Genomic DNA, 20,239 nt, shown 5'->3' with positions numbered 1-20,239 from the left:
CATAGTGTTTACGCCACGCCAAGCAGGCGGTTGGTTTTGGATTTCGGCTGCTCTTCGGCCTGCTCACTGACTGACTCGACACACTGCACCCACACACTGCCGAGTTCGCCGAGTTCAAGTTGGCAACCACATGCTTCGATTTGATCGAGGTTTTGCCTGAGCTTTAAGAGCAAGGCCTCCCTGATGCGCCCCTCTGCAGTAGCGTGAGCCTGACGCAGTTCGCGACGTGCTTCAATGCATTGACAAGCCCAAGTCGTGCCGCCGACAACACGCTGGATGATCTCGATGTCTTCGTCGCTATCAGGGCCAATAACACGGCTTCCTGCGAACCAATCACGCACTGCAGCAAGGCTGCGCGTGAGTCCATACCCTTGTGCTTTTGCTCGGAACTGTTCAGGTGTCAGGTGGCTTGACTGAAGTTGCTTTGCATATTGGTTTGCCGTCATTCGAAGCCTGTCGGCGCGACCCTGAAGCAGTTTGTCCGCCACATCTACGATCAAATCCGAACCTCCAAGCCTTGGGAACACGACAAGATCGCCCAGCTGCAGTTCGAGCACTCGCCGAGGCTTGATAGCCTTCGATCCCTCCCGAAGAAGTTCTGTGATGACCGGCACGTTTCGGTCGGTGGTGAAGAATGCATAGCCCGTTCCTTTGAAGCTCACGTATCGCACGGGAAGCAGATCGACGGACGACTGAGCGCCGAGAGTATCAAGGAGGGGTTCTTTGCGCTGATGCGTAATCCGATACTCGAAGTCCCAGATGTCGATGCCATTCCACACGACATCGCTTGGTTCTCGGGTAGTCCCGGTCACTTCAATCGAGGTGGGCCAGTTGATCGTTGGGGGCTGGTGGGGATGTGGCCACTCATCAAGGATCTCTGGAGCCTTGACGATGTCGAGCTTGTCATTTGAATTAGCTCCGCCAATGCCTTCGCGACGCACCAAACGCGAGGTGAGTGACTTAAGCCAAGCGATCTCAAACGAATAACCAATAAGCGTCAATCGCCGCGCCGCACCTGATGAGTAGAGCTGCGCCATTGCTCGCGCACCGAGCCAGCCGCAAACGATAACGCAGTCGTAGCAGGCAGATAGGGGAAGCTCCGACTGAGCCAGAATGTGCAGGCTGTTTCCAACATTCAGAAACCGCCCACGCACGGAGACGGCCTCATTCTCGGAGCGAGTGATGATGGCGACTCGTTGCGCCCCATGAACCAATTCGTGGAGCAGGATACCTTTGGAGTTGGTTGCCCCTTGAGCGCACACGAGTTCCGTGAGAAGGCGGAACGCTTCATTGATACACTGTTGCATTTCCGGGGTCAGCGATTGCATCTCTGTGGAAATCGCTTGGCGAAACTGGCCCAACTGAGCTTGAAATGCTCGGCGCTGATTCTCGCTGTAGCCTCGTGTTCGTGATGAAGCCTCAAGCAATAATCCCCAGGCCGGTCCGCGCAAGCCCTGTGCCGTAGAATCATCCGCCTCTTCCATCAAAGCGCAGAACTTCCCCAGCTGCAACGCTGCGGATTCAACAAGCTGATTTGCTGCGAGGTGTGGCGACCAGTCTCCATGGGCGAGGTGCGTGCAGCGCACGCTGGTCTCGTCGGAGCCATCCATGAGCCAGGGATCATCCTGAAAGAACCAAAAGTCGGCATTGCCTTCGAACCGCTTCAAGTAAGCAAGGTCATCGGGGTTTGCGAAAATGACTAAGCGATGCGGACCGACAAGCTTATGCAACTCTGCTAATGTTTCGAGGCGGCGAGCGCCGTTAACAATCACTGTTTTGCCTTTCACCGGGTTTGAATCGACGAAGTCGAGTGCCGTGCGATATACCTTCAGCAAGTGCCCCTTGGGGTCAAAATCGTGAAAGACACCTGTTTGCCCCTTTCTTGAGATGCAGGCCCTTGAAGCAAAGTCTTTTATACCACTTTTGGAATCAATCAGGACAACGCCGTCACCGAACATTGCGTGATTACCAAGTGGGTCGCAGGCAAGAAAGTCTGCGAAAGGATGACTGGCAGGATGACGATGCAATGAATTGATCCTCCCCTGAGCGCCGCCTGCCGCTTCCGCCCGGATGCGCAAACGAGATAGCCGCATCGACAATTGATTGCCGTCCGCACAGCGCAGCAAGACTTGGCCGTCAGGCTTTGTCCCCTGGTAGAAGAAGAATTTATTCTCCGGCTGAATGACAACTCGTGCTCCAATTTGGGGTTCCCCGCCGCATAATGCTGATACTCGCTCATCGAAGCCGGATCGGAAGCTTTCGAGCGCACAAACTAGTGCCGTCCATCTTGCAGAGTCACGCGTGAAAGGCGAAACTAGAACGATGGGGCGCTGCTCCGATGCAATCACGGCAGTCGCGCCAGCGCGGAGCCAAAGAGGAACGCCAAAGGAAACCCCTCCATCATTGAGCATCACTTCGCTCAACCAAGAATATTGCCCTCGGAGATGGGAAATAAGCGCATCCATGATCGTGCTTGCTCAAGCTGCCGTGAATCCAGCGCGGTGAGCTTGGTCGCAGAACATTTGTTTATCACTGATCAACCCATCTTTGTATCGCCGCCAAGCTTCTCTGCCAAGAGGCTCCAAACTCACCGGCCAATTGCTGCGAAGATAGCGACGGCTCAAATCAAGTGATCCATCCAAGGACGAGTACTGAATCTGCTCTGCATCGCCGTGGTCGAAGGCGTTGTAGGGATGTAGGTCAGGGAAGAGGTAGAGCAAAGCATGCCAGCCTTTGAGAAAGGTTTCAGTAGCAGCTTTGCGTAGCTCTGGCCCGGTCATAGCCCCGAGTGCGACGAGATAGCTCATGGCTTCGTTGCGATTAGTAGGGATAGTGCCGGCTTGAGGAAAAGCGATGACGTTGGTCTCAGCACCAGCATAGACAACGGTGGCGCTGTACAGCAGGTTTTGCACTGCGTGGCCCACTGCCTCGCCAACCAGAGGAGGAACGGCATTACCAATGACTCGGAACTGGTGCGTGCGAGTGACTGGGAACTGGAACCAGTCTGGAAAAGTCTGCACGCGGGCAGCCTCTCGCGGAGTAAGACTGCGGTTCTGAGTGGGGTGGATGAACATTAGGCCGTCCTTGCTCATGTGCGCCACGATGGTGCTGCACGGACGAAAACGGCTCTGACGCGTGTAGCGGTCTTTGAAGCTGGTCTTGTCGTAGGGAAACTCGAATTTCAAGCCGCGCTTTACCATGGCGTTTTTGCAATTTTCGCCTTCGTTCAGTAGGGCAAAATCACGCAGATCGCGCTCACTGTGCGGACGTGAGTCGTGAGCAGTGAGCTTCGCCGCCTTTTTGACCTCAAGCACCTTATAGATGTAATGATGGTGATTGGTGCCAACATGATCGGAGCGGCGCTCCATGTCGTAATCCATCTCCTGAGCCCCGCCGCCCGCTCTGACGATGGGAAGATCCATGATGGCATCCCCGAGAGTGACCCCGACCCAAGGCTTGGCACGAGGCGCTGGCAGAAGCTCATTAGCGAGATAGCCGGGCACATCCAACCGGATGCCGATGAAAAGTTGGCGCTTACGATTCTGTGGCACGCCAAGTTTCGTCGCATCTTCCTCACGCGGAGTAACGCGATAGCCGAGCTTGCGCCCTTCAGCTTGCACGCGGGTGAAATAGTCGCCTCCGCTGGCACTGCGGATACCGAGTACGTTCTCCATGACGAAGACCTTGGGTTTGAAGTGCTCCACGAAGGAAAGGAAGCGCTGATACAGATGGCGGCGCGGATCATCAATTATACGCGGGCCGTGGTTGGCTCCATCACGTTGGCGAGCTTGAGAGAACCCCTGACATGGTGGACCGCCAACGATGACATCCACATGCCGGGTGCGGATGAGTTTTTCTAAGTCCTGCGGCGTGAACTGCGTAAGGTCTCTCTCCAGCGCATGAGGAACGTGGCCAAAGTTTGCTTTGAAAACCTCCACAGCCTCGGGATTGAAGTCGATGGCAGCGAGGCACTGAAATTGGGCGCGTTCCATGCCAAGGCTAAAACCGCCGCATCCGCAAAAAAGGTCGATGAAAGTGTGTTTCAAACTGGCACAGAGGGTGATTCAGAATTTAGGTAGATGAGGCATCGCTATTCAGTTTATGTAAGCACAGGCACGCATTGCCACCAAAATATTTGCTTTATTTAAGCTGGCATTTTCCTCACGGGAATGTTGATCTGCCAAACGAGCCATCTCCTCCCGTAACGATACGATGTTGGCATTTATTTTCATTCATTTCTCCCCTTCATTGTTCACATTCCTCGCCCTCTCCACCCGCAGCACGTCCAGCGTGTAGCCCGCGCCATTGTCAAACGGCTTCACCTCCCCGGTGACCTCAACAACTGGGTAACGAACGGTATTCAATCCGTATTTACGGTAAGCAGCGGCAAAAATTTCACACTCGACAATGCCGGTCCGGTCGCAGATCGAAATGAATTTCATCGGCTGGCCGTCCTGCTGCAAGTGGGATCGGCTGACGATGATGAGGCCGCAGACAGTGACACGCTGATTGGGGTAGCGGTGCAGTTCGGAAATGGGGCAGTATGTGTTCCACGCGACCTGCGGGTGCAGGTCCAACGAATGGCCGCTGACGGTGTAGCCGAAGAGCTCCAACTCATATTGAAGCATCTGCAGCAGGGTCGGTTCCTCGCGGAAAGTGGCGCGAATGTCGTCCTCTCGGGCTTCCCGGAAAAGCCAGTCGGCTCCTGCGTTCACATCCCGAGAACAGTGCATACAGCGCCAAAACTGCTCTGTACGCCCTCCGCCAAGTGAATCAAAGGCCCCGGCACAGATGAGGTTTAGCGCTTCAGTGCCTTCAGGGCAGACACGTTCGCAGAAATCACGGATACTGGTGTAGGGTGCTCGGGCAACCTCAGCTCGCCAACGGGCCAAGGTGGCTTCACCCAGGTCCTTGATGGCTTGGATTGGAAGGCGTATCGCTTTGCCCATGGGTGCCGCAGGCGTCCCATGCGGGGCAGTGGAAAACTCGACGGTGAAGCCATCCGCAGGGGTGTTCACATCCGAGGAGAGGAAGCCAATCCCAAGGCGATGGCATTCTAGGGTATAAACGAGCGATGAATAGAACCCTTTGCCATTCGTGAGCACCCCGGCCATGAACTCTGCTGGGTGGTAGTGCTCGGCATAGGCCCCTTGATACGCCTCGACGGCATAGGCAGTGCTGTGAGCGCGACAGAAGGCGCACCCTTGGAACTCGGCCACCAGATCCCAGACGTAGGTGATGCTGCGGGCTTCATGTCGGCGTTCCTTAGCCGCCTGCATGAACTCAGCCTTCACCTCACTGATCTTGGCGCGGTCCTATTTCACCAGCGTACGCCGTAGCACGTCCGCACGACCGGGGGGGGGGGTAATCCCACGAAGGCATCGCAGATTTGCAGGATGTGTCCCGTGCTGTATTCAAAACATACAAGAAAAGCTTTCATCTCGCCTTCCAGTCAGGCCGAACCGGCAACGAAGTTGACGTTCCTCCTTGCCATGCGAAGCCTTCCCAGCTTGGATGAGCGATCCCCGAATGAATCCCAAAACATTGCCAAAACCCGCTACCTTCGCCACTCGTTGCGCCTGAATCCCTGACCATGCCTAACAAACTTCCAAAAGCATGGGTGATGACGACGCTGGGCGAGGTCGCCCAGTCGATGAAGAATGGCATCTACCGCCCGGCATCGTCCTATTCAGATGATGGCACAGCCTGCCTGCGGATGTATAATATCGGCCAAGGACGAATCGTGTGGAAGGACATCAAGCGCATGGACCTGACGGAAGAGGAAATCGCCGAGTACGGCCTGCTGCCGGGTGACCTGTTGATAAACCGGGTGAACAGCCGAGAACTAGTTGGCAAGGCTGCCGAAATTCCTACTGGCTTCGAGCGCTGCGTGTTTGAGAGCAAGAACATCCGGGTTCGTCTCTGGAAAGAAGCCGTGATGCCTGCCTTCGTGAACTACCGTCTTCTGCTCGCAGGCTCGGAATACTTTAATCGGAACGCGCAGCAGGTAGCAGGCATGGCATCGGTGAATCAGCCGCAGGTAGCACGCTTTCCTCTGCCTCTACCACCCATTTCCGAACAACAGCGGATCGTATCGAAGCTGGATGCGATGATGGCGAGAATCGACAAGGCTGAAGCCGCCGCGCGTCGTGCCTTGGATCGAATTCAGCGTTATCGCGCTGCCGTTCTTCAAGCCGCTGTGACCGGCGAACTCACCCGCGACTGGCGCAAATCCCACCCCGCCGACGAAACGGGTGCGCAACTCCTCGCACGTATGCTACAAGATCGCCGTTTTCAATGGGAGGAAAGTGAAGCCAAACGCCTAGATGCTGCCGGTAAACGTCCCAAAGACGACTTCTGGAAGAAGCGCTACCAGGAACCGAAACAGCCAAAGAAGAACCACCTATTTGATGTTCCTAACGAGTGGGCATGGGCGTCTCTGGATCAGCTTTGCTTGGTTTTTGTCGATAGTGCCCACAGAACGCCAAGGTATTCAAGCTCTGGCACGCCAGCCATTGGCCCGAGAGATGTAGTCGGAGGCGTATTGGATCTTCACCGCGCCCGTAAGGTGAACAAGGAGGAATTCGCAATTCAGACGGCAAGGCGTACGCCCCAAGGTGGAGACATCGTGTATAGTCGTGAATTAAGTTTTGGCTGGGGCGCAGTTGTCAAGCCAGGAGAATCATTGTGTCTATCTCAAGGGATGTGTCTTTTTCGTCCCCATCCCGATCTCGACTTATGGCTCTTCCACACTCTCTTGAACGGCAGTTGGGGAAGGCATCAAGCGGAACGTGCTTCGACCGGCACATCACATCCTCACATTAATCTTCCCGACATTAAGGCATTCGCTTTTCCACTACCACCCATAAGGGAACAGTCTCAATTGAGAGATGAAATTAAGCGCCGATTTACAGCAGTAGAAAATTTGGCTGGTAAACTTTCCCGTCAAATCGACCGCGCACAAGACACTCGCCAATCTCTCTTGCGGGAAGCTTTCGCTGGAAGCCTTGTGCCACAAGACCCGAAGGACGAGCCAGCAGCATTCCTTCTCGAACGCATTCGCGCCGCCCGCGAATCCGAAGCTAAGAAACCAAAACCCAAACGTATGCCCAAAGCCAAAATTACGCGTCGGCCACTCCTTGATGTTCTTCGAGAGCACAAGAAACCAATTTCTCCTGAGAAGCTGTTTGGTGACGCCGGATTTCACCCCGACGAAGCAGATGCATTTTATCGGGAACTAACGTCGCTTCGTAAACAGCTGCTGGAGACGAAGCCCAAAAGTGCGGCGGCTCGGTTTTGGCCACAACGCGTAAAAGTTTTGCTGGAATTGAAGAAACATTGAGCCATGCGCATTGACCGTCTTTATCTAGCTGATTTCCGCAACCTTGTAGATTTCGAGGTGGACTTTGACCAATCCAGTGTTCGGCAGGTCATCGTCGGCCGAAACGGCGTTGGCAAATCCAACCTTCTTGAGGCTCTCACGTGGATCTTTCGTGACATGGATTTGGAGGTAGAGTCCCAGTTCGCCTATGAGATCGAATATCTCTGCAATCAGCACTGTATAAAAATTGCTTGCGTCCAAGCAAACGCTGACGAATGCAAAGCAAAGCCGAACCAGCCGAAGCGGTTTAGACGGAAGTATTGGGCCGCCCATGAGACAGCGTGCGCTGCACTTCGGCCTGGTGCAGAAAAGCCATACGTGGAGATTTCGGAGAAAGAGTTTTTTCGCCGCAACGCAGCTGTGGGCGACCAACCTAATCCCGAGCGAATCTTGCCTCTTTACGTATTTGGTTACTATTCCGGATCAGTGTCGCGGTTCTCTAGGATTTTTGAGAAGCACGAAGAACGTTACTTCAAAGAACAAATTTCAGGGGAGGAAGCCCCGCTGCGCCCATTGTTTCAGGCCAAGCCGCACCACAGCCAGTTTGCTCTTCTTGCCTTCTTCGCGACTCACGACGAACCAGCACAGAGGTTCCTCTCAGAAGAGTTCCGAATCGAGGGATTTGACTCAGCACTTTTCTCTCTGCGGGAGCCCTACTGGCGACAGTCTAAGGCCTCCAAGACACGAGTCACCAAAGGGGATCCGCGCTTCTGGTTCGCCGGTGGAAAGGTGTCTCCATTCTTAGATTCACTGTTCGATCATTCGTTCGCACCAATGGCCGGCGAAGGTAGGATTAAGATTAGCATTGGCCAGGAAAAGAAGAAGGAACGCCGTCACTGCTTTCTTCCAGACGTGAAGGCGCTCAGAGGGCTAGCCGAGGGTTTGAGCAACAAAGAATTCTTCGCCCGGCTGGAAAGCCTAGTCTTCAGCGACCTTGTTGATGGGGGCGGGGCTGACGTCCGAGTGTGGATTCGATTGAAAGGCTGCAAAGGACCCGCCACTTACCACGACCTCGCAGAAGGTGAACGCCAGTTGCTAACCGTTTTGGGATTGATGCGTTTCACGGCGGACAAAGAGGCACTGTTTCTGTTGGATGAGCCAGACACACACCTCAATCCTGCATGGTGTTTGGACTACCTCGACAACCTTCGAATGTATGGCGCTGAGCCGCCGAATAGCCAGATCATCATGACAACCCATAGCCCACTGACATTTGCAGGCATGGACAAAAACGAGGTGGTCGTAATGGAAAGAAATCATAACGGTCGCATCTTTGCTGAACATCCCACCAGCCCGCCAAAAGGCATGGGCTTTGCCGCCATCCTCACAAGCGATTTCTTTGGTCTTCGCTCAACCTTAGACAAAGACACACTTACTAAAATCGACAAGAAGCGCCAGATTGCGCTGAAGCAAAATAAGACGGACGACGACCGAAAGGAACTGGAAGAACTCAATAGCGAACTTGGACGTCTTGATTTCTCACATTCGGTTCGAGACCCGCTCTATGAGGAATTCATCAGAGCGATTACTGCAGCAACAAAAGACAAGCCAGAGCTTAATAAACCCGCTCCCAAAATTGAAATGTGGCGTGAACGCCAGAAGATCGCAAAAGACATTGCGGAGCGACTTCTCAAACTCGAAAAGTCATCATGAGACCAATTGACAATACCCAACTTGGAAGAGCGGTTGACCTAAGACCACTAGCCTCCGCCAGCGCATCCATTGGGAGGCCTGACGAGGTGGATTGGGACACTTTCCTTCGGAATGACACGGAATATTCGCGAGCATTGCGCACTGGACTTTGGGCAGTCGGAAACATGAAGTGCTGGTTTTCCGAAGCAATTTTACAACAAGGAGAAGGACAAATTGAGCACTTTCGTCCGAAAAAGCGCCTGACAGGTGCTGCACACGGTGGCTATCCATGGAGGACATTCGATTGGCGAAATCTTCGTCTGGCTCACTCCACGGTAAACCTTCGGAGAACCGATTACTTGACCGGGAAGAAGGCTGGCAAAGGCTCGTATTTTCCGCTCCAAGTGGCTGCCAATCGAGCTCACAATGCAGCTGAGGAGGCAAATGAGACTCCGTTGTTGTTAGACCCCGCCGTTCCTTCAGATACTCGCCTGCTTTGCTTCGACGAAGCGTCAGGTGCGCCGTCTCCCCGCTACAACAGAGGCGACAACCAATGGTTGCACGAGCGCGCGGACAAATCGATTGATTACTATCACTTGGACGAGGGCACTTGGAACAAGCAGCGTGCAGACCTGATGGCCGAAGTGAGGGCGCACTGTAATCAGCTTGAGGATATCGCTATAGCAGTGCCGCGCGACGAGGTCGCATATAACCAGAAGATTGACGATATTGTGGCATACATCGGTCCATTTGCTCCTTTTTCTTCTGCCTGTCTTCAGGTTGTTCGCGAAAAGGGGTTGCTGGAATATATTGTCCCAGGGCTCTGAAATTCTATTTTTACATGAGCCAAACCGCATCGGCCCTCGTGCAAAAAGTCTGGAACTACGCCCATGTCATGCGGGATGACGGGTTATCGTTTTTGGACTACACGGAACAGATTACTTACCTCCTCTTCCTGAAAATCGCATGGGAGCAGGCTGACTCTATGCTACGGAAGAGTGGCCAGCCCCAATATTGCTGGGGCAGGCTGATTGGAACTGCAAATAACGCCAAGCTTGCCTCAATTTATCAAACGACACTCAAGAAACTCAGCAATCAAGAAGGACTTCTCGGACTGATTTTCACCAAGCCTCAGAGTAAGATCAGCGACAGCGCGAAACTGCGTCGGTTGGTGGAACTGATTGATGCGCAAGAATGGTCTTCTTTGGATTTGGACGTGAAGGGCGAGATCTACGAAGGGCTTCTGGCGCGCAATGCGGAGGATGTGCGAGGTGGGGCTGGGCAGTATTTTACCTCGCGCCCAATCATCCGCGCAATTTTGGAGGTGATGCGGCCTCACCCCACGGACACCATCGCCGACCCGGCCTGCGGCACTGGCGGCTTCTTGCTGGCCGCCCACGAATACTTGCTCCGTGCGTATCCCAAGATGGAAACGAAGACAAGGTGTTTTGTGAATGAATCGGCAATCCATGGCATCGACATCGTGCCGAGCGTGGCCCGCCTGTGCGCGATGAACCTCTATCTCCATGGGATGGGAGGGGGCAACAAGCTACTGGTTGAGATCGGCGACAGCCTCGTCAAAGCACCTGTCCAAGTGAAGATGGTCCTGACCAACCCGCCTTTCGGCAAAAAGAGCAGTTTCACAGTGATCAACGATGATGGAAAGCGGGACACCGAGAAGCTATACTATGAGCGGAAGGATTTCTGGGCCACGACGAGCAACAAGCAGCTGAACTTTGTTCAGAACGTTTTTACCATGCTGGTTGAGGATGGACGGGCGGCTGTGGTCGTTCCTGACAATGTGCTTTTCGAAGCCGGTGCAGGGGAAAAAATTCGGCGCGAACTGCTCGCACAGTGCAATGTTCACACCTTGTTACGTCTTCCCACCGGTGTGTGGTATTCGCCCGGAGTGAAAGCGAACGTGCTGTTCTTTGACAAAAAGCCGCCATCGAAGAAGCCATGGACGAAAGAACTCTGGATTTACGATCTCCGCACGAACAAAAACTTCACGCTGCGGCAGAATCCAATCACGGACGAAGACATGAAGGATTTCGTAAAGTGCTATGCCGCCGCCAAGCCAATTTCCAAGCGCATGGAGACGGAACGATTCAAACGGTTCAGCTATGATGAACTGATGGCGCGGGATAAAGCCAATATCGACATTTTTTGGCTGACGGATGAGGGCATAACCGAAACAGCGAACCTGCCTAAACCCGAAGTGCTGGCCGCCGGTATCATTGAAGATTTAGAAGAGTGCCTTGCGGAGTTTCGCGGGGTAGAAACTGAGTTGCGACGGCTATAGCGAAATCCAGCGCGTTTCCCGCGATAGAAAGCGCTGGGATATTTGCGAACTGATAGAGGCGGCTGCACATTATTAAAGGAATGCTTGCGTAGGCAGGCAGGCTAGAAAAATTCATAGCCCCGATAAACCACACCGGTTTGAGCGGACTTGAACGCTTGGCTTACAGAGGATGGTCTGAGACAGAATTTTCCTACAGGGCAACTAAGACTTTCAGACGTGCAAATACTCACCGGCCAACGAACCGTTCTCGTCACCGTCGATAAGTACACAGTCCTATCAAAGACCGCTTGTCCGCATCAGTGAAACTTTCCGTACAAAAAGCAGTTTCTCGCGGAACTAGCACACGAAAATTCAAATTCTCCTTCGCTACTGATGCATGAGAGGAAGGGGAATTGCAACAGCACCACTTTCTGTGTTATGAAATCATGACAAGCTGAAGCCTTTCGCGTCAATCCACCGGAAGCTTCGGTTGCCGTCCTCCAGCAAGATCCATCCGTCAGCAGGCCCAGTCTGATTCATTTCAGACTGGGCTTTTTGTTGGTGGACTGAACCATCCTCACCACCATGGCCCGCCCCACCCACTACACACCAGCGCTCACACGTTTTACGGTGAGCCTGCTCTATCACGAAGCTCGTCACCGGGGCATCTCCATGACGCGTCTCGCTGACACCTTGCTGCGTGAATCCCTCAAGGGTTCACCCGGCTGGGAACAAACCACCACCCTCAAAGTGGCTGAAGACCCATCGCCCTACGTCGCTCACAAAGCAGCGGCTTAGGGAGTCTAAACATCCCAGAAACACGCAGCAGCAGGCCAATCACGGTCTGGATTTTTCGTGTCTTCATCACAACCCACCACCCACACACCCACCCCTATGGCCATCAAACTCAGCGCAAACTACAGCAAGAAGCTCGGCCTGCCCCAATACAGCAGCCACAGCTTTTCTGCATCCGTCGAAGTCGAACTTAGCGACATCACACAGGTCGAAGCCGAGGTGCAGAAGCTTTACGTCCTTCTGCAGCACTCCGTCGATCAGGAAATCCAGCACCCCGGCTACGTCCCCGATGCAAATGGCAATGGGAAGCCCCAGAACAATGGGCGCACCTACCAACTCAACGGTGGTGGCCACTCCGATACCAATGGCTCCAATGGGCAATCACCGCCTCGTGCTGCCAGCACTGATGCTTGGAACTGCACCGATGGACAGAAGGGCTTCATCCTTCGGATCGTCAATGAAAACCCCAGCATCACCAAGCAGGTGGCGGAGGATCTGTCCCAGCAGCTCTTCGGCATTGGCGTGAAGCAGCTCAACAAGATGCAGGCCTCACAATTGATTGAGGACTTGCTGGTCAAAGCCGGCAAGCCTGCACCTCGCCAATCTCGCTGGCAGCAACAACCCACCAACCGTCAAGCCGCATGAATGCCACCGCTGAAGCTCCACCATCCGTCAAGGAGCAGAGCGCTGAGGAGATCATCGAAGCCTTGCAGAGAACGGTGTCAGCCTCCCGGTTGTCACTGTTCCTGCAATGCAGGCTGAAGTGGTTCTTTCGCTACGTGCTCAAGCTCAAAAAGCCCAAGACAGCCTCGCTCCATCTCGGCAATTCGGTGCATTCAGTGCTGAAGGGATGGAACAAAGCGCGGTGGCTCGAAAAGCCGTTGACGCTCAAACAAGCTCATGATGCGTACACAGCAGCATGGGCAGACACCTCCGAAGGCTCCGTCAACTGGGAGCCGGGAGAGGAGGACGATGAAAAGACCACGGGCTGGCGTTTGGTGGACACCTACCTGCGTGAATCCCATGTTCCCGCAGAGGTGAAGCCCGATGCAGTCGAGGTGCCGGTTGAAGCAGATCTGCATCAGCACGGTCTGCCCAAGCTCATCGGTGTCCTGGATCTGGTGCAACAACGCCAGATCATCGACTACAAGACGGCGGCCACCACGCCCAATGCGGACAAGATCGCCCACAGTCACGAGATCCAAACCACCTCGTACTCCATCCTCTACCGCCACAACACCGGCAAGCAGGAGGCAGGCATCCAGCTTCACCACCTGGTCAAACTCAAGAACCCCAAGGTGGTCATCACCACTCTGCCACCCATGAGCCAGCAGCAGGAAACCCGGCTGTTTCGGCAAATGGAGGCCTACCTCACGGGACTCCAGCATGAGCAGTTCGTGCCTTCGCCGGGTATGCATTGCGCCAGCTGCGAATTCCAAAACGAGTGCCGCAAATGGCACTGACCCCACCCTCAACCCCAATACTCAAATCATCTTACCCTTATGTTCCAGACCCTTCTCACCACAGCCCTCGACCTTCTTGGCACGCTTGTTTACGTCATCTGCGCGATCATCGCCAAGCTGAGCACGTGCCTCATGAAGTGAGGCTACCATCTCCAACCCTATAGGAGCCGGACGATCTCGCGATTGTCCGGCTCCTTCATTTTAGAAAGGACACCACCCATGGATTCCACCACCCTCTATTTCCGACAGGGACCGTCTGACAAAGTGTACCGTGTCAGCATCCAGCTCAAGGACCACGGCTTCATGGTCCACGTTGCGTATGGCCGTCGCGGCTCCACTCTCACCACTGGCAGCAAAACACCGGCACCAGTCGAGTATCAGATCGCCAAGGGCATTTACGACCAGCTCATCAAAGAAAAGACAGCCAAGGGCTATACTCCCGGCACCGACGCAGGATTTGCCATGCCCCCAGAATCACCTGGCCAGCACAGCGGCATTCACTGCCAGGTCCTCAATCCCATCAACGAACAGCAGCTCAACCAGCTCCTGTTCAACCATGACTACTGGATGCAGGAGAAGCTCGATGGCCGTCGCCTGCTCATCATGAAAGACGGTGACCAAATCACCGGCATCAACCGTCTGGGCTACCCCACCGCAATTCCCGAGACAATTGTCCGTAGTGCCGCCAAATACCCGCGCAGTTTCCTGCTCGATGGTGAAGCGGTCGGAGACACCTTCCACGCCTTCGACCTGCTCACCATCGGCCCTGAGAACATGCGCACCAAGTGCTTCTCCGTGCGGTATCTTCGGATGCGTGACATGCTCAATGCCTTCGATCATCCCCATATCCGGGAGGTGAGAGTGTTCTTCCCACCTCAATCGGCCGGTTGGTTCCAGCAGTTCAAAAACGAGGGGAAAGAAGGCGTGGTGTTCAAACACAAAGATGCACCATACACACCTGGACGTCCCAACAGCGGTGGCAGCCAGCTCAAGTACAAGTTCTACGAAACCGCTTCCTTCGTCGTCACCAAGGTGAATGATCAAAGGAGCGTTTCACTGATCCTGTTCGAGGGCGAGAAAGTGCGCCCGGCTGGCAACGTCACCATCCCACCCAACCACGACGTTCCTGCACCGGGGACCGTGGCGGAGTGCCGTTATCTGTACGCATTCAAGGAGTCCGGCAGCATCTACCAGCCGGTTTTCCTCGGAACGCGTGAAGACATTCGTGCGGAAGAATGCACCACAGCCCAGCTCAAGTACAAAGCTGAGGTGCCGACGACCGCCTGACCAACTCAACAACGCTCAAGCCCATGCACCACCTCTGGTGCATGGGCTTTTGCCTTTCCCCCACCACCAACACCATGAAACCCATCACACTACCCATCGCGGAACTGAAACCCGCTCTCGTCGGCCTCGGCAAGATCATCAACACACGGGTCTCCCTAGCAATACTCGGCAACATCAAAGTCGAGCGCACTGCCGACGGTTGGATTGCTCTGACCAGTACCGACCTAGACCGCTGGGTCACCGTTCGTTTTGAACATCCCACCGAAGGCCCTCCCGCCACTGTGCTTCTCCCCTACGATCAGCTCACCCAGCTGGTCAAAAGCTGCGGCAAGGGCGAATCCATTGAAGTGGAGTCCACCCCGGACGCCAGCATCATCCGCTTCCCCCTTGGTGAAACCATGGGAGAATCGAAGGTGCCGTTAATCTCGCCCAATGAGTTCCCACTTGTTCCCAAGATGAAGAACGAGGCCATTCCCCTGCCCTCGGGCCTGCGGGACTCGATCATGGAGGCCATGGACTGCGCAAGCACTGATGAGACCCGTTACGTGCTCAATGGCGCGTTCATCGACGCCAGGGACCCGAAGGCCAACTACGTTGTCGCCACCGATGGCAGGCATCTGTATTCCGCCAACTCGTTCACTCTCCCACTCAAGGAATCCGTCATCATCCCGGCCCACAAGTTTCTTGAGTGGCGGGAATTCAATAATGACGGAGAGTGGCAGCTGCGGGTTGGCGAGCAGCATCTTCAGCTCAGCACCCGTCGCTGGCGCTTCATCGTGAAGACCATCGAAGGGAACTATCCTGACTGGCGAGCGCCGGTCCCTGATCCTGCCAATACGCAAACAGTCATCACTCTTGACCCTGCGAAGCTGGACACCCTCATCAAGCTCATCCAGCGGATGCCATGCCACGATGATCGTTACCACACGCTCGGCTTGGACTGGAAAGACGGTCAGTTCATGCTGATGGCAAAGGACAAAGCTGAGGAACCATGGCTGCGCGTTCCGGTGCCGGACGTCAACGGCAAAGGCCCTGAAATGACGATCTTCGTTGATCGCAACTACGTGCAGAAAGCCCTCAGCTTTGGCCTCAATACCCTCAGCCTCATTGATCCCATCTCACCACTCCGGTTCACCAGTGGTGGCAAGCAGCTCATTGTCATGCCTGTCCGCCTTGAGGCGTCACCGACGACACCATCGGCACCACCCGTCACCAAAGAATCAGCCCCACCAACACCTCCGCCACCAGCGGACCAACCCACACCAATAGCCATGCAGACATCCATCAACGGTAATCGCCACCCGATAGCAGCCAACGTCTCCAGCACCTCGGCCCCAGCCAATACGGACAAACCAGAAACCAAACCTGCTCTCGAAGCCGCCCTCGTTCAAATCGAGGCGATGAAGACCGGGTTCCGGGAAGGCATCAACGGGCTCACAAAATTGGGCGACCACATTCGCCAGGCCCTACGTGAGCAGAAAGCCAGTGAAAAGGAAATCCAAGGCGTGCGCCAGACTCTGCGCTCTCTCCAAGGCGTACGCATCTAGTCACCTACACACCATCACCTCCACTCAAGGCTCGGGCTGGCTGCGTCTCTGCGATGCACCGGCCCGACTTGTTTTGGTCAACATTCAACCAAGGAAACCATCATGATTGCCCATCTCGATCCCGAACCCGTCGTCGTCATCCCACCACGTCGCAGTCCCAATCTGATCCTTCACTGTGGCGCTCAAGCCGTGGATCTCAATGACGTGCGCTCTGTCCATACACCACGTTCAACCGACAGTTGGTGCCCAATCCCTCACCACCAGCTGATCACCACCGTCCAAAAGACGCTTGCAGCCACCAACCTCCGCATTGGCACGCAGGCCCACTCTCTGTCCCATGAAGGTCAGCGATACTTCGGTCTCATGGAAGTTCACGCTCAGAAGTCCAATGTGGATTACTGCTGGGTGCTCGGCCTCCGCAACAGCCATGACAAAACCTTTCCCGCAGGAATTGTCGCTGGAGCCAGTGTCTTCGTCTGTGATAATCTCTCGTTTTCAGGGGAGATCAAATTCGCGCGCAAACACACTCGGTTCATCGTTCGTGACCTCCCTCAGTTGGTCAGCCGCTCCATCGGCCTGCTGGTTGCCAAATGGCATCATCAGGACAAACGAATTGCTGCTTACAAGGAGGCTGAGATCACCGACATCAATGCGCACGATCTGGTCATCCGGGCCACGGATGTCGGGGTCTGCTCAAACCGGCTGATTCCTCCTGTGCTCCATGAGTGGCGGGAGCCACGCCATGATGCTTTTGTGGGACGCAACGTCTGGAGCCTGTTCAATGCGTTCACTGAATCGCTGAAGGAGGGCAACCTAGCAGAGCTGCCAAAGCGGACTGAAGCCCTGCATGGACTGCTCGATACGTACGTTGGGTTGTCCGCCTGACCCGCATCCCTCCAGCAGGCCTTAGGGCCTGCTGGAGTCTTTTTAGCTCTCTCACTATCCACCCGCGCATCCCTTCAAGAAAAAGATAGGCCAGAGGGCAATCTTGATGACTCCATACAGAAAGCCTTGGTCGAACGCATGTCCAAACCGCATGGCGATGAAACCAGTAGTGAAATATGCTCCTATCGCCCTTGGGCTGATGTCGATGGCCGGTTTCGGATTAAAACTGTGATTGCACCATGAACAGTAGGTCACTCCCGGTTTTTGGGGCGTGTTGCACTTCGGGCAATTAAATGTGTGCGCAGGAATTGTACGGTTTCCTTCGGTCATTCCATCTGGCCTCTTGGTAGCTGCTCGCGGTTGCCTCACAGTTAAAGAGTCCTTTGGAACCAGGGGGTCAGCTTGCGGAACAGCCGATGTCAGTGCCTTAACAATTGCCTGGTACTCTTCGGTGGTGATCTCTCCTGACACCAATCTGGCGTCCAGGCGCTTTTTTAATTCGGAATCCATTTCAGTGAAGGGTTAAATGCCGTGTGTTCCGCCGCTTGAGCTACAATTAGCGTCCGTACTGGCTGAGATCCGCAAACATGAAATATCCAGCCAAACCAAAAAGGCAGAGGGCAGTGATGGTGAGAGCGGCAACAGCCAGCCGCATCCAACATTTGGCCCAAGGTGCCCCTAACCGATTCACCCGCTTCAGGGCACGGCAAACGGGCGGCGCAGAGCAGGTCGCGAGTAAAGCAATCGTCATGCACCACGCGGCTCCGGCAGACCGGTTATCGAGGGTATCTCTCAAAGCAGGCATACCTGCCAGCTTTACAATGAGCACAAGCAGACCGACCGCCATGAATGGCGAAAGGCAACCCAGGGCCATTTGAGGGCATGCTGAACATTCCCTGATTCCCAGCCACGGCTGCCGATCAGTATCACCGAATCGGAAAGAGAACTCCGACAGCTCAAGGGGGAGCCATTTTCGGGAATCCTCTCGAATGACAAGCATTTCACGCCCGATTTTCCCGGCTAGGACACATGCTTCAATCTCCTCGTAGGACAGGGGGCCTTCGATTCTCTCCTCATCAGCATAGAAATATTTAAGACCCGCCCGGCGCTTCTCAGCAAGCTTGCTCAGGGGCCACCGTATGATCCAAGGCACGATAAACATGGCAATTGACCACCGAAATGGCGTCTCTCGGAACCATGCGCGCATTCTGCGAGCAGATGCTTCAAGCCCCTTTCCATCATATCCAACTGGAGGCAAGGCGCGCAGGGCTGCTGCTGATGCGGAGAATGCAGCCGGGGTCTTCTGCCCCACAGAACTAGGTGCTCCTCTCCCCATCATTGCGTCCGCAGCATGGAGCGCGTCCAGTTTTTGCTGGTACTCTTCGATCGAAAGCAGCCCTGAGGCGAGCTGTTCATCGAGTTTGTGTTTGATCTCTGGTTCCATGGAAAGAACGAGTGGTTGATACAGATGCGAGGCAATGTGAGACCCGAATTATGGTCAAATTGGGGGGGGGATGGGGATTTATCCTCATCCACACGGTCGATTTTGTCAATCATGGTCAGAGGGTGCCCGACGACACTGCCAGTCAGATTGTCTCCGACCTGAGCAAGCGTCTTGCCCAGGAACGTGAGGCTGCGGGTGTGTCCAAAAAGGCATTGGCGGCCATGGCAGGTTTCGACCGGGCAACAGCCCGCTACATCGAAAACCCTGACGAGAATCCAACCCTCCTGAATCTGATCCGGTACGGACTGGCCATGAAACTTGATGTTGGAAAACTGCTTTCAGAATGTCTGGCCCCTCACCTGGCTGCTACCAAGCCAAGGACCGGGAAGGCGAAGTGAAGTGTTTCTGCACGACAACACTGAGACATCCAGCCAGAAGTCGTTGTGCGTACGCCCGGCAAGGGCGGTTGTGATCGTTCAGTCGACGTGAAAATTGCTCGTCTTTTTCAACGGCAGCGCTCTTGCACGCACCTTTTTAAAAATCGGTAGCACCGAGGTTCGTGAAGACACGGTCCAGGCCATTAGTACGAATTTACCTGGAATTTTAAAATGAAGAGCTATTACACGCCCCTCTGCAAAGCCGTGCTGAACCGGGAGGAGGTGACCTGTTCTTCTCCGGCGGAGCGATGGATACCTGATTTTTGAAATCCGAGGCGAAATTCTCCATTCGTCCGTATCAGCGGTGGATTGTTCTCAATGCCAGTAGCATTACAGACCTCACGATGCACCGTTCGGCTGGTGGGGCTTTAGCCCGTAATTGCGACGCTTTAAGGTGTATGCACTGGAGGATTCGCATGAGGGACAACCGGCTTTGCGACCACGCTTGGTGCTTAGCGATCACGACGGGCTCGGAAGGAGTTGGCCGGGCCATCACCAGCCACCACGTGCGCCTGATGAGTGGATCAGCCCAGATGCAATGAGCGCAGATGTCAGCTAGTTCAGCAGCCACGTTCTTACTTTTCCACGCCGTGGCATTTCCCACTCGTCAATATTGCTGTTAGCCACCTCGTTCTGTCGCCAACTGACATGCAGCTCACGAAGGATGTCGCGGAAGAACTCACGCTGTTCCGCATCAAAATCCTGATCCGGTCCCAGCATGTCAATAATGCGCGAACCGCCCTTCATCTTGAAAGTCAGGCCAAAATCAATCTTGCTGAGGCACAAAAGTTTATAAAAACCGGCTTCACTCACGACTTGATGTTGGGTTGCACCACCGTCGCCATCTGGGACGAGAGCTGTTCGACGCTGATTGGGGAACAACCTTCGGTTCCAGTATGGCGCTTCATTCATGGAGAGGACCCGAAGCACGTCTTCGCGTACGTACCATGTCTCCTTACCTTCGAGCACAGCACGCAGCTGGCGGCCGAAAAATGGGACAAGGACGAAGCGAGGGCTGGGTATGTACAGTGCAGGCCGAGGCTTACCCGGCTGGGGTGATTTGATTTTGGCTTTGGTTTTCATGGTG

17 protein-coding genes are annotated in these 20,239 nt (G+C 54.7%); 11 read left to right on the top strand and 6 right to left on the bottom strand.

Going from position 1 to position 20,239, the window contains the following annotated elements; genetic code table 11:
• Positions 1-8 precede the first annotated feature (8 nt).
• Genes ACILSR_RS12590 through ACILSR_RS12575 form a run of 4 tightly spaced genes read right to left on the bottom strand, consistent with a single transcriptional unit; the run spans position 9 to position 5,279 of the window.
• Positions 9-2,465, bottom strand: a complete 2,457-nt coding sequence (locus ACILSR_RS12590; RefSeq protein ID WP_395750129.1) for a DrmE family protein — start codon at positions 2,463-2,465, stop codon at positions 9-11.
• A 12-nt stretch (positions 2,466-2,477) separates the two neighbouring features.
• Positions 2,478-4,046 (bottom strand): DNA cytosine methyltransferase, encoded by a 1,569-nt coding sequence (locus ACILSR_RS12585; protein WP_395750128.1) that lies wholly within the window; start codon positions 4,044-4,046, stop codon positions 2,478-2,480.
• A gap of 48 nt (positions 4,047-4,094) precedes the next feature.
• Positions 4,095-4,232, bottom strand: coding sequence for a hypothetical protein (locus ACILSR_RS12580; protein ID WP_395750127.1), 138 nt, complete (start codon positions 4,230-4,232; stop codon positions 4,095-4,097).
• Positions 4,233-5,279, bottom strand: coding sequence for an OB-fold nucleic acid binding domain-containing protein (locus tag ACILSR_RS12575; RefSeq protein ID WP_395750126.1), 1,047 nt, complete (start codon positions 5,277-5,279; stop codon positions 4,233-4,235).
• A gap of 314 nt (positions 5,280-5,593) precedes the next feature.
• On the opposite strand from ACILSR_RS12575, the gene ACILSR_RS12570 reads away from it, so the two are divergent.
• The 10 genes from ACILSR_RS12570 to ACILSR_RS12525 all read left to right on the top strand — a co-directional run bounded on the left by ACILSR_RS12570 (position 5,594) and on the right by ACILSR_RS12525 (position 17,271).
• A complete protein-coding gene (locus ACILSR_RS12570; RefSeq protein WP_395750125.1) occupies positions 5,594-7,342 on the top strand; it encodes a restriction endonuclease subunit S in 1,749 nt (582 codons plus the stop codon).
• 3 nt (positions 7,343-7,345) lie between these two features.
• Positions 7,346-9,034 (top strand): AAA family ATPase, encoded by a 1,689-nt coding sequence (locus ACILSR_RS12565; protein ID WP_395750124.1) that lies wholly within the window; start codon positions 7,346-7,348, stop codon positions 9,032-9,034.
• Between the two features lie 164 nt (positions 9,035-9,198).
• Positions 9,199-9,840: a hypothetical protein gene (locus tag ACILSR_RS12560; RefSeq protein ID WP_395750123.1), complete on the top strand. Its 642-nt coding sequence runs from the start codon at positions 9,199-9,201 to the stop codon at positions 9,838-9,840.
• Between the two features lie 14 nt (positions 9,841-9,854).
• Positions 9,855-11,315, top strand: a complete 1,461-nt coding sequence (locus ACILSR_RS12555) for an N-6 DNA methylase (protein WP_395750122.1) — start codon at positions 9,855-9,857, stop codon at positions 11,313-11,315.
• A gap of 564 nt (positions 11,316-11,879) precedes the next feature.
• Complete coding sequence (locus tag ACILSR_RS12550) at positions 11,880-12,092, top strand: hypothetical protein (protein WP_395750121.1); 213 nt, start codon at positions 11,880-11,882, stop codon at positions 12,090-12,092.
• A 96-nt stretch (positions 12,093-12,188) separates the two neighbouring features.
• Positions 12,189-12,734: a hypothetical protein gene (locus ACILSR_RS12545; protein ID WP_395750120.1), complete on the top strand. Its 546-nt coding sequence runs from the start codon at positions 12,189-12,191 to the stop codon at positions 12,732-12,734.
• Positions 12,731-13,552 (top strand): RecB family exonuclease, encoded by an 822-nt coding sequence (locus ACILSR_RS12540; protein WP_395750119.1) that lies wholly within the window; start codon positions 12,731-12,733, stop codon positions 13,550-13,552. Before ACILSR_RS12545 ends, ACILSR_RS12540 begins: the two co-directional genes overlap by 4 nt.
• Positions 13,553-13,771: 219 nt before the next feature.
• Positions 13,772-14,839: a WGR domain-containing protein gene (locus tag ACILSR_RS12535; RefSeq protein WP_395750118.1), complete on the top strand. Its 1,068-nt coding sequence runs from the start codon at positions 13,772-13,774 to the stop codon at positions 14,837-14,839.
• Positions 14,840-14,913: 74 nt separating this feature from the next.
• Positions 14,914-16,386 (top strand): DNA polymerase III subunit beta, encoded by a 1,473-nt coding sequence (locus ACILSR_RS12530; RefSeq protein ID WP_395750117.1) that lies wholly within the window; start codon positions 14,914-14,916, stop codon positions 16,384-16,386.
• A gap of 189 nt (positions 16,387-16,575) precedes the next feature.
• Positions 16,576-17,271, top strand: coding sequence for a DUF932 domain-containing protein (locus ACILSR_RS12525; protein ID WP_395750116.1), 696 nt, complete (start codon positions 16,576-16,578; stop codon positions 17,269-17,271).
• A gap of 556 nt (positions 17,272-17,827) precedes the next feature.
• Here ACILSR_RS12525 and ACILSR_RS12520 read toward each other — a convergent pair.
• A complete protein-coding gene (locus tag ACILSR_RS12520; protein ID WP_395750115.1) occupies positions 17,828-18,715 on the bottom strand; it encodes a DUF4339 domain-containing protein in 888 nt (295 codons plus the stop codon).
• A gap of 122 nt (positions 18,716-18,837) precedes the next feature.
• On the opposite strand from ACILSR_RS12520, the gene ACILSR_RS12515 reads away from it, so the two are divergent.
• Positions 18,838-19,113 (top strand): multiprotein-bridging factor 1 family protein, encoded by a 276-nt coding sequence (locus ACILSR_RS12515; RefSeq protein ID WP_395750114.1) that lies wholly within the window; start codon positions 18,838-18,840, stop codon positions 19,111-19,113.
• Positions 19,114-19,707: 594 nt separating this feature from the next.
• On the opposite strand, the gene ACILSR_RS12510 is transcribed toward ACILSR_RS12515, so the two are convergent.
• Positions 19,708-20,235, bottom strand: a complete 528-nt coding sequence (locus ACILSR_RS12510) for a hypothetical protein (RefSeq protein ID WP_395750113.1) — start codon at positions 20,233-20,235, stop codon at positions 19,708-19,710.
• Positions 20,236-20,239: the final 4 nt, after the last annotated feature.

The sequence above is a fragment of the Prosthecobacter sp. genome (assembly GCF_044222565.1).
GTDB lineage: Bacteria > Verrucomicrobiota > Verrucomicrobiia > Verrucomicrobiales > Verrucomicrobiaceae > Prosthecobacter.
The sequence above is the reverse complement of the archived record's forward strand: the minus strand, read 5'-3'. Positions and strand labels throughout refer to the sequence as shown.

Excerpts from the sequence above, each read along its gene's own strand:
- ACILSR_RS12590 (WP_395750129.1), bottom strand. The coding sequence starts at position 2,465 with ATGGATGCGCTTATTTCCCATCTCCGAGGGCAATATTCTTGGTTGAGC.
- ACILSR_RS12580 (WP_395750127.1), bottom strand. The coding sequence starts at position 4,232 with ATGAAAATAAATGCCAACATCGTATCGTTACGGGAGGAGATGGCTCGT.
- ACILSR_RS12575 (WP_395750126.1), bottom strand. The coding sequence starts at position 5,279 with ATGCAGGCGGCTAAGGAACGCCGACATGAAGCCCGCAGCATCACCTAC.
- ACILSR_RS12570 (WP_395750125.1), top strand. The coding sequence starts at position 5,594 with ATGCCTAACAAACTTCCAAAAGCATGGGTGATGACGACGCTGGGCGAG.
- ACILSR_RS12565 (WP_395750124.1), top strand. The coding sequence starts at position 7,346 with ATGCGCATTGACCGTCTTTATCTAGCTGATTTCCGCAACCTTGTAGAT.
- ACILSR_RS12560 (WP_395750123.1), top strand. The coding sequence starts at position 9,199 with ATGAAGTGCTGGTTTTCCGAAGCAATTTTACAACAAGGAGAAGGACAA.
- ACILSR_RS12555 (WP_395750122.1), top strand. The coding sequence starts at position 9,855 with ATGAGCCAAACCGCATCGGCCCTCGTGCAAAAAGTCTGGAACTACGCC.
- ACILSR_RS12550 (WP_395750121.1), top strand. The coding sequence starts at position 11,880 with ATGGCCCGCCCCACCCACTACACACCAGCGCTCACACGTTTTACGGTG.
- ACILSR_RS12545 (WP_395750120.1), top strand. The coding sequence starts at position 12,189 with ATGGCCATCAAACTCAGCGCAAACTACAGCAAGAAGCTCGGCCTGCCC.
- ACILSR_RS12540 (WP_395750119.1), top strand. The coding sequence starts at position 12,731 with ATGAATGCCACCGCTGAAGCTCCACCATCCGTCAAGGAGCAGAGCGCT.
- ACILSR_RS12535 (WP_395750118.1), top strand. The coding sequence starts at position 13,772 with ATGGATTCCACCACCCTCTATTTCCGACAGGGACCGTCTGACAAAGTG.
- ACILSR_RS12530 (WP_395750117.1), top strand. The coding sequence starts at position 14,914 with ATGAAACCCATCACACTACCCATCGCGGAACTGAAACCCGCTCTCGTC.
- ACILSR_RS12520 (WP_395750115.1), bottom strand. The coding sequence starts at position 18,715 with ATGGAACCAGAGATCAAACACAAACTCGATGAACAGCTCGCCTCAGGG.
- ACILSR_RS12510 (WP_395750113.1), bottom strand. The coding sequence starts at position 20,235 with ATGAAAACCAAAGCCAAAATCAAATCACCCCAGCCGGGTAAGCCTCGG.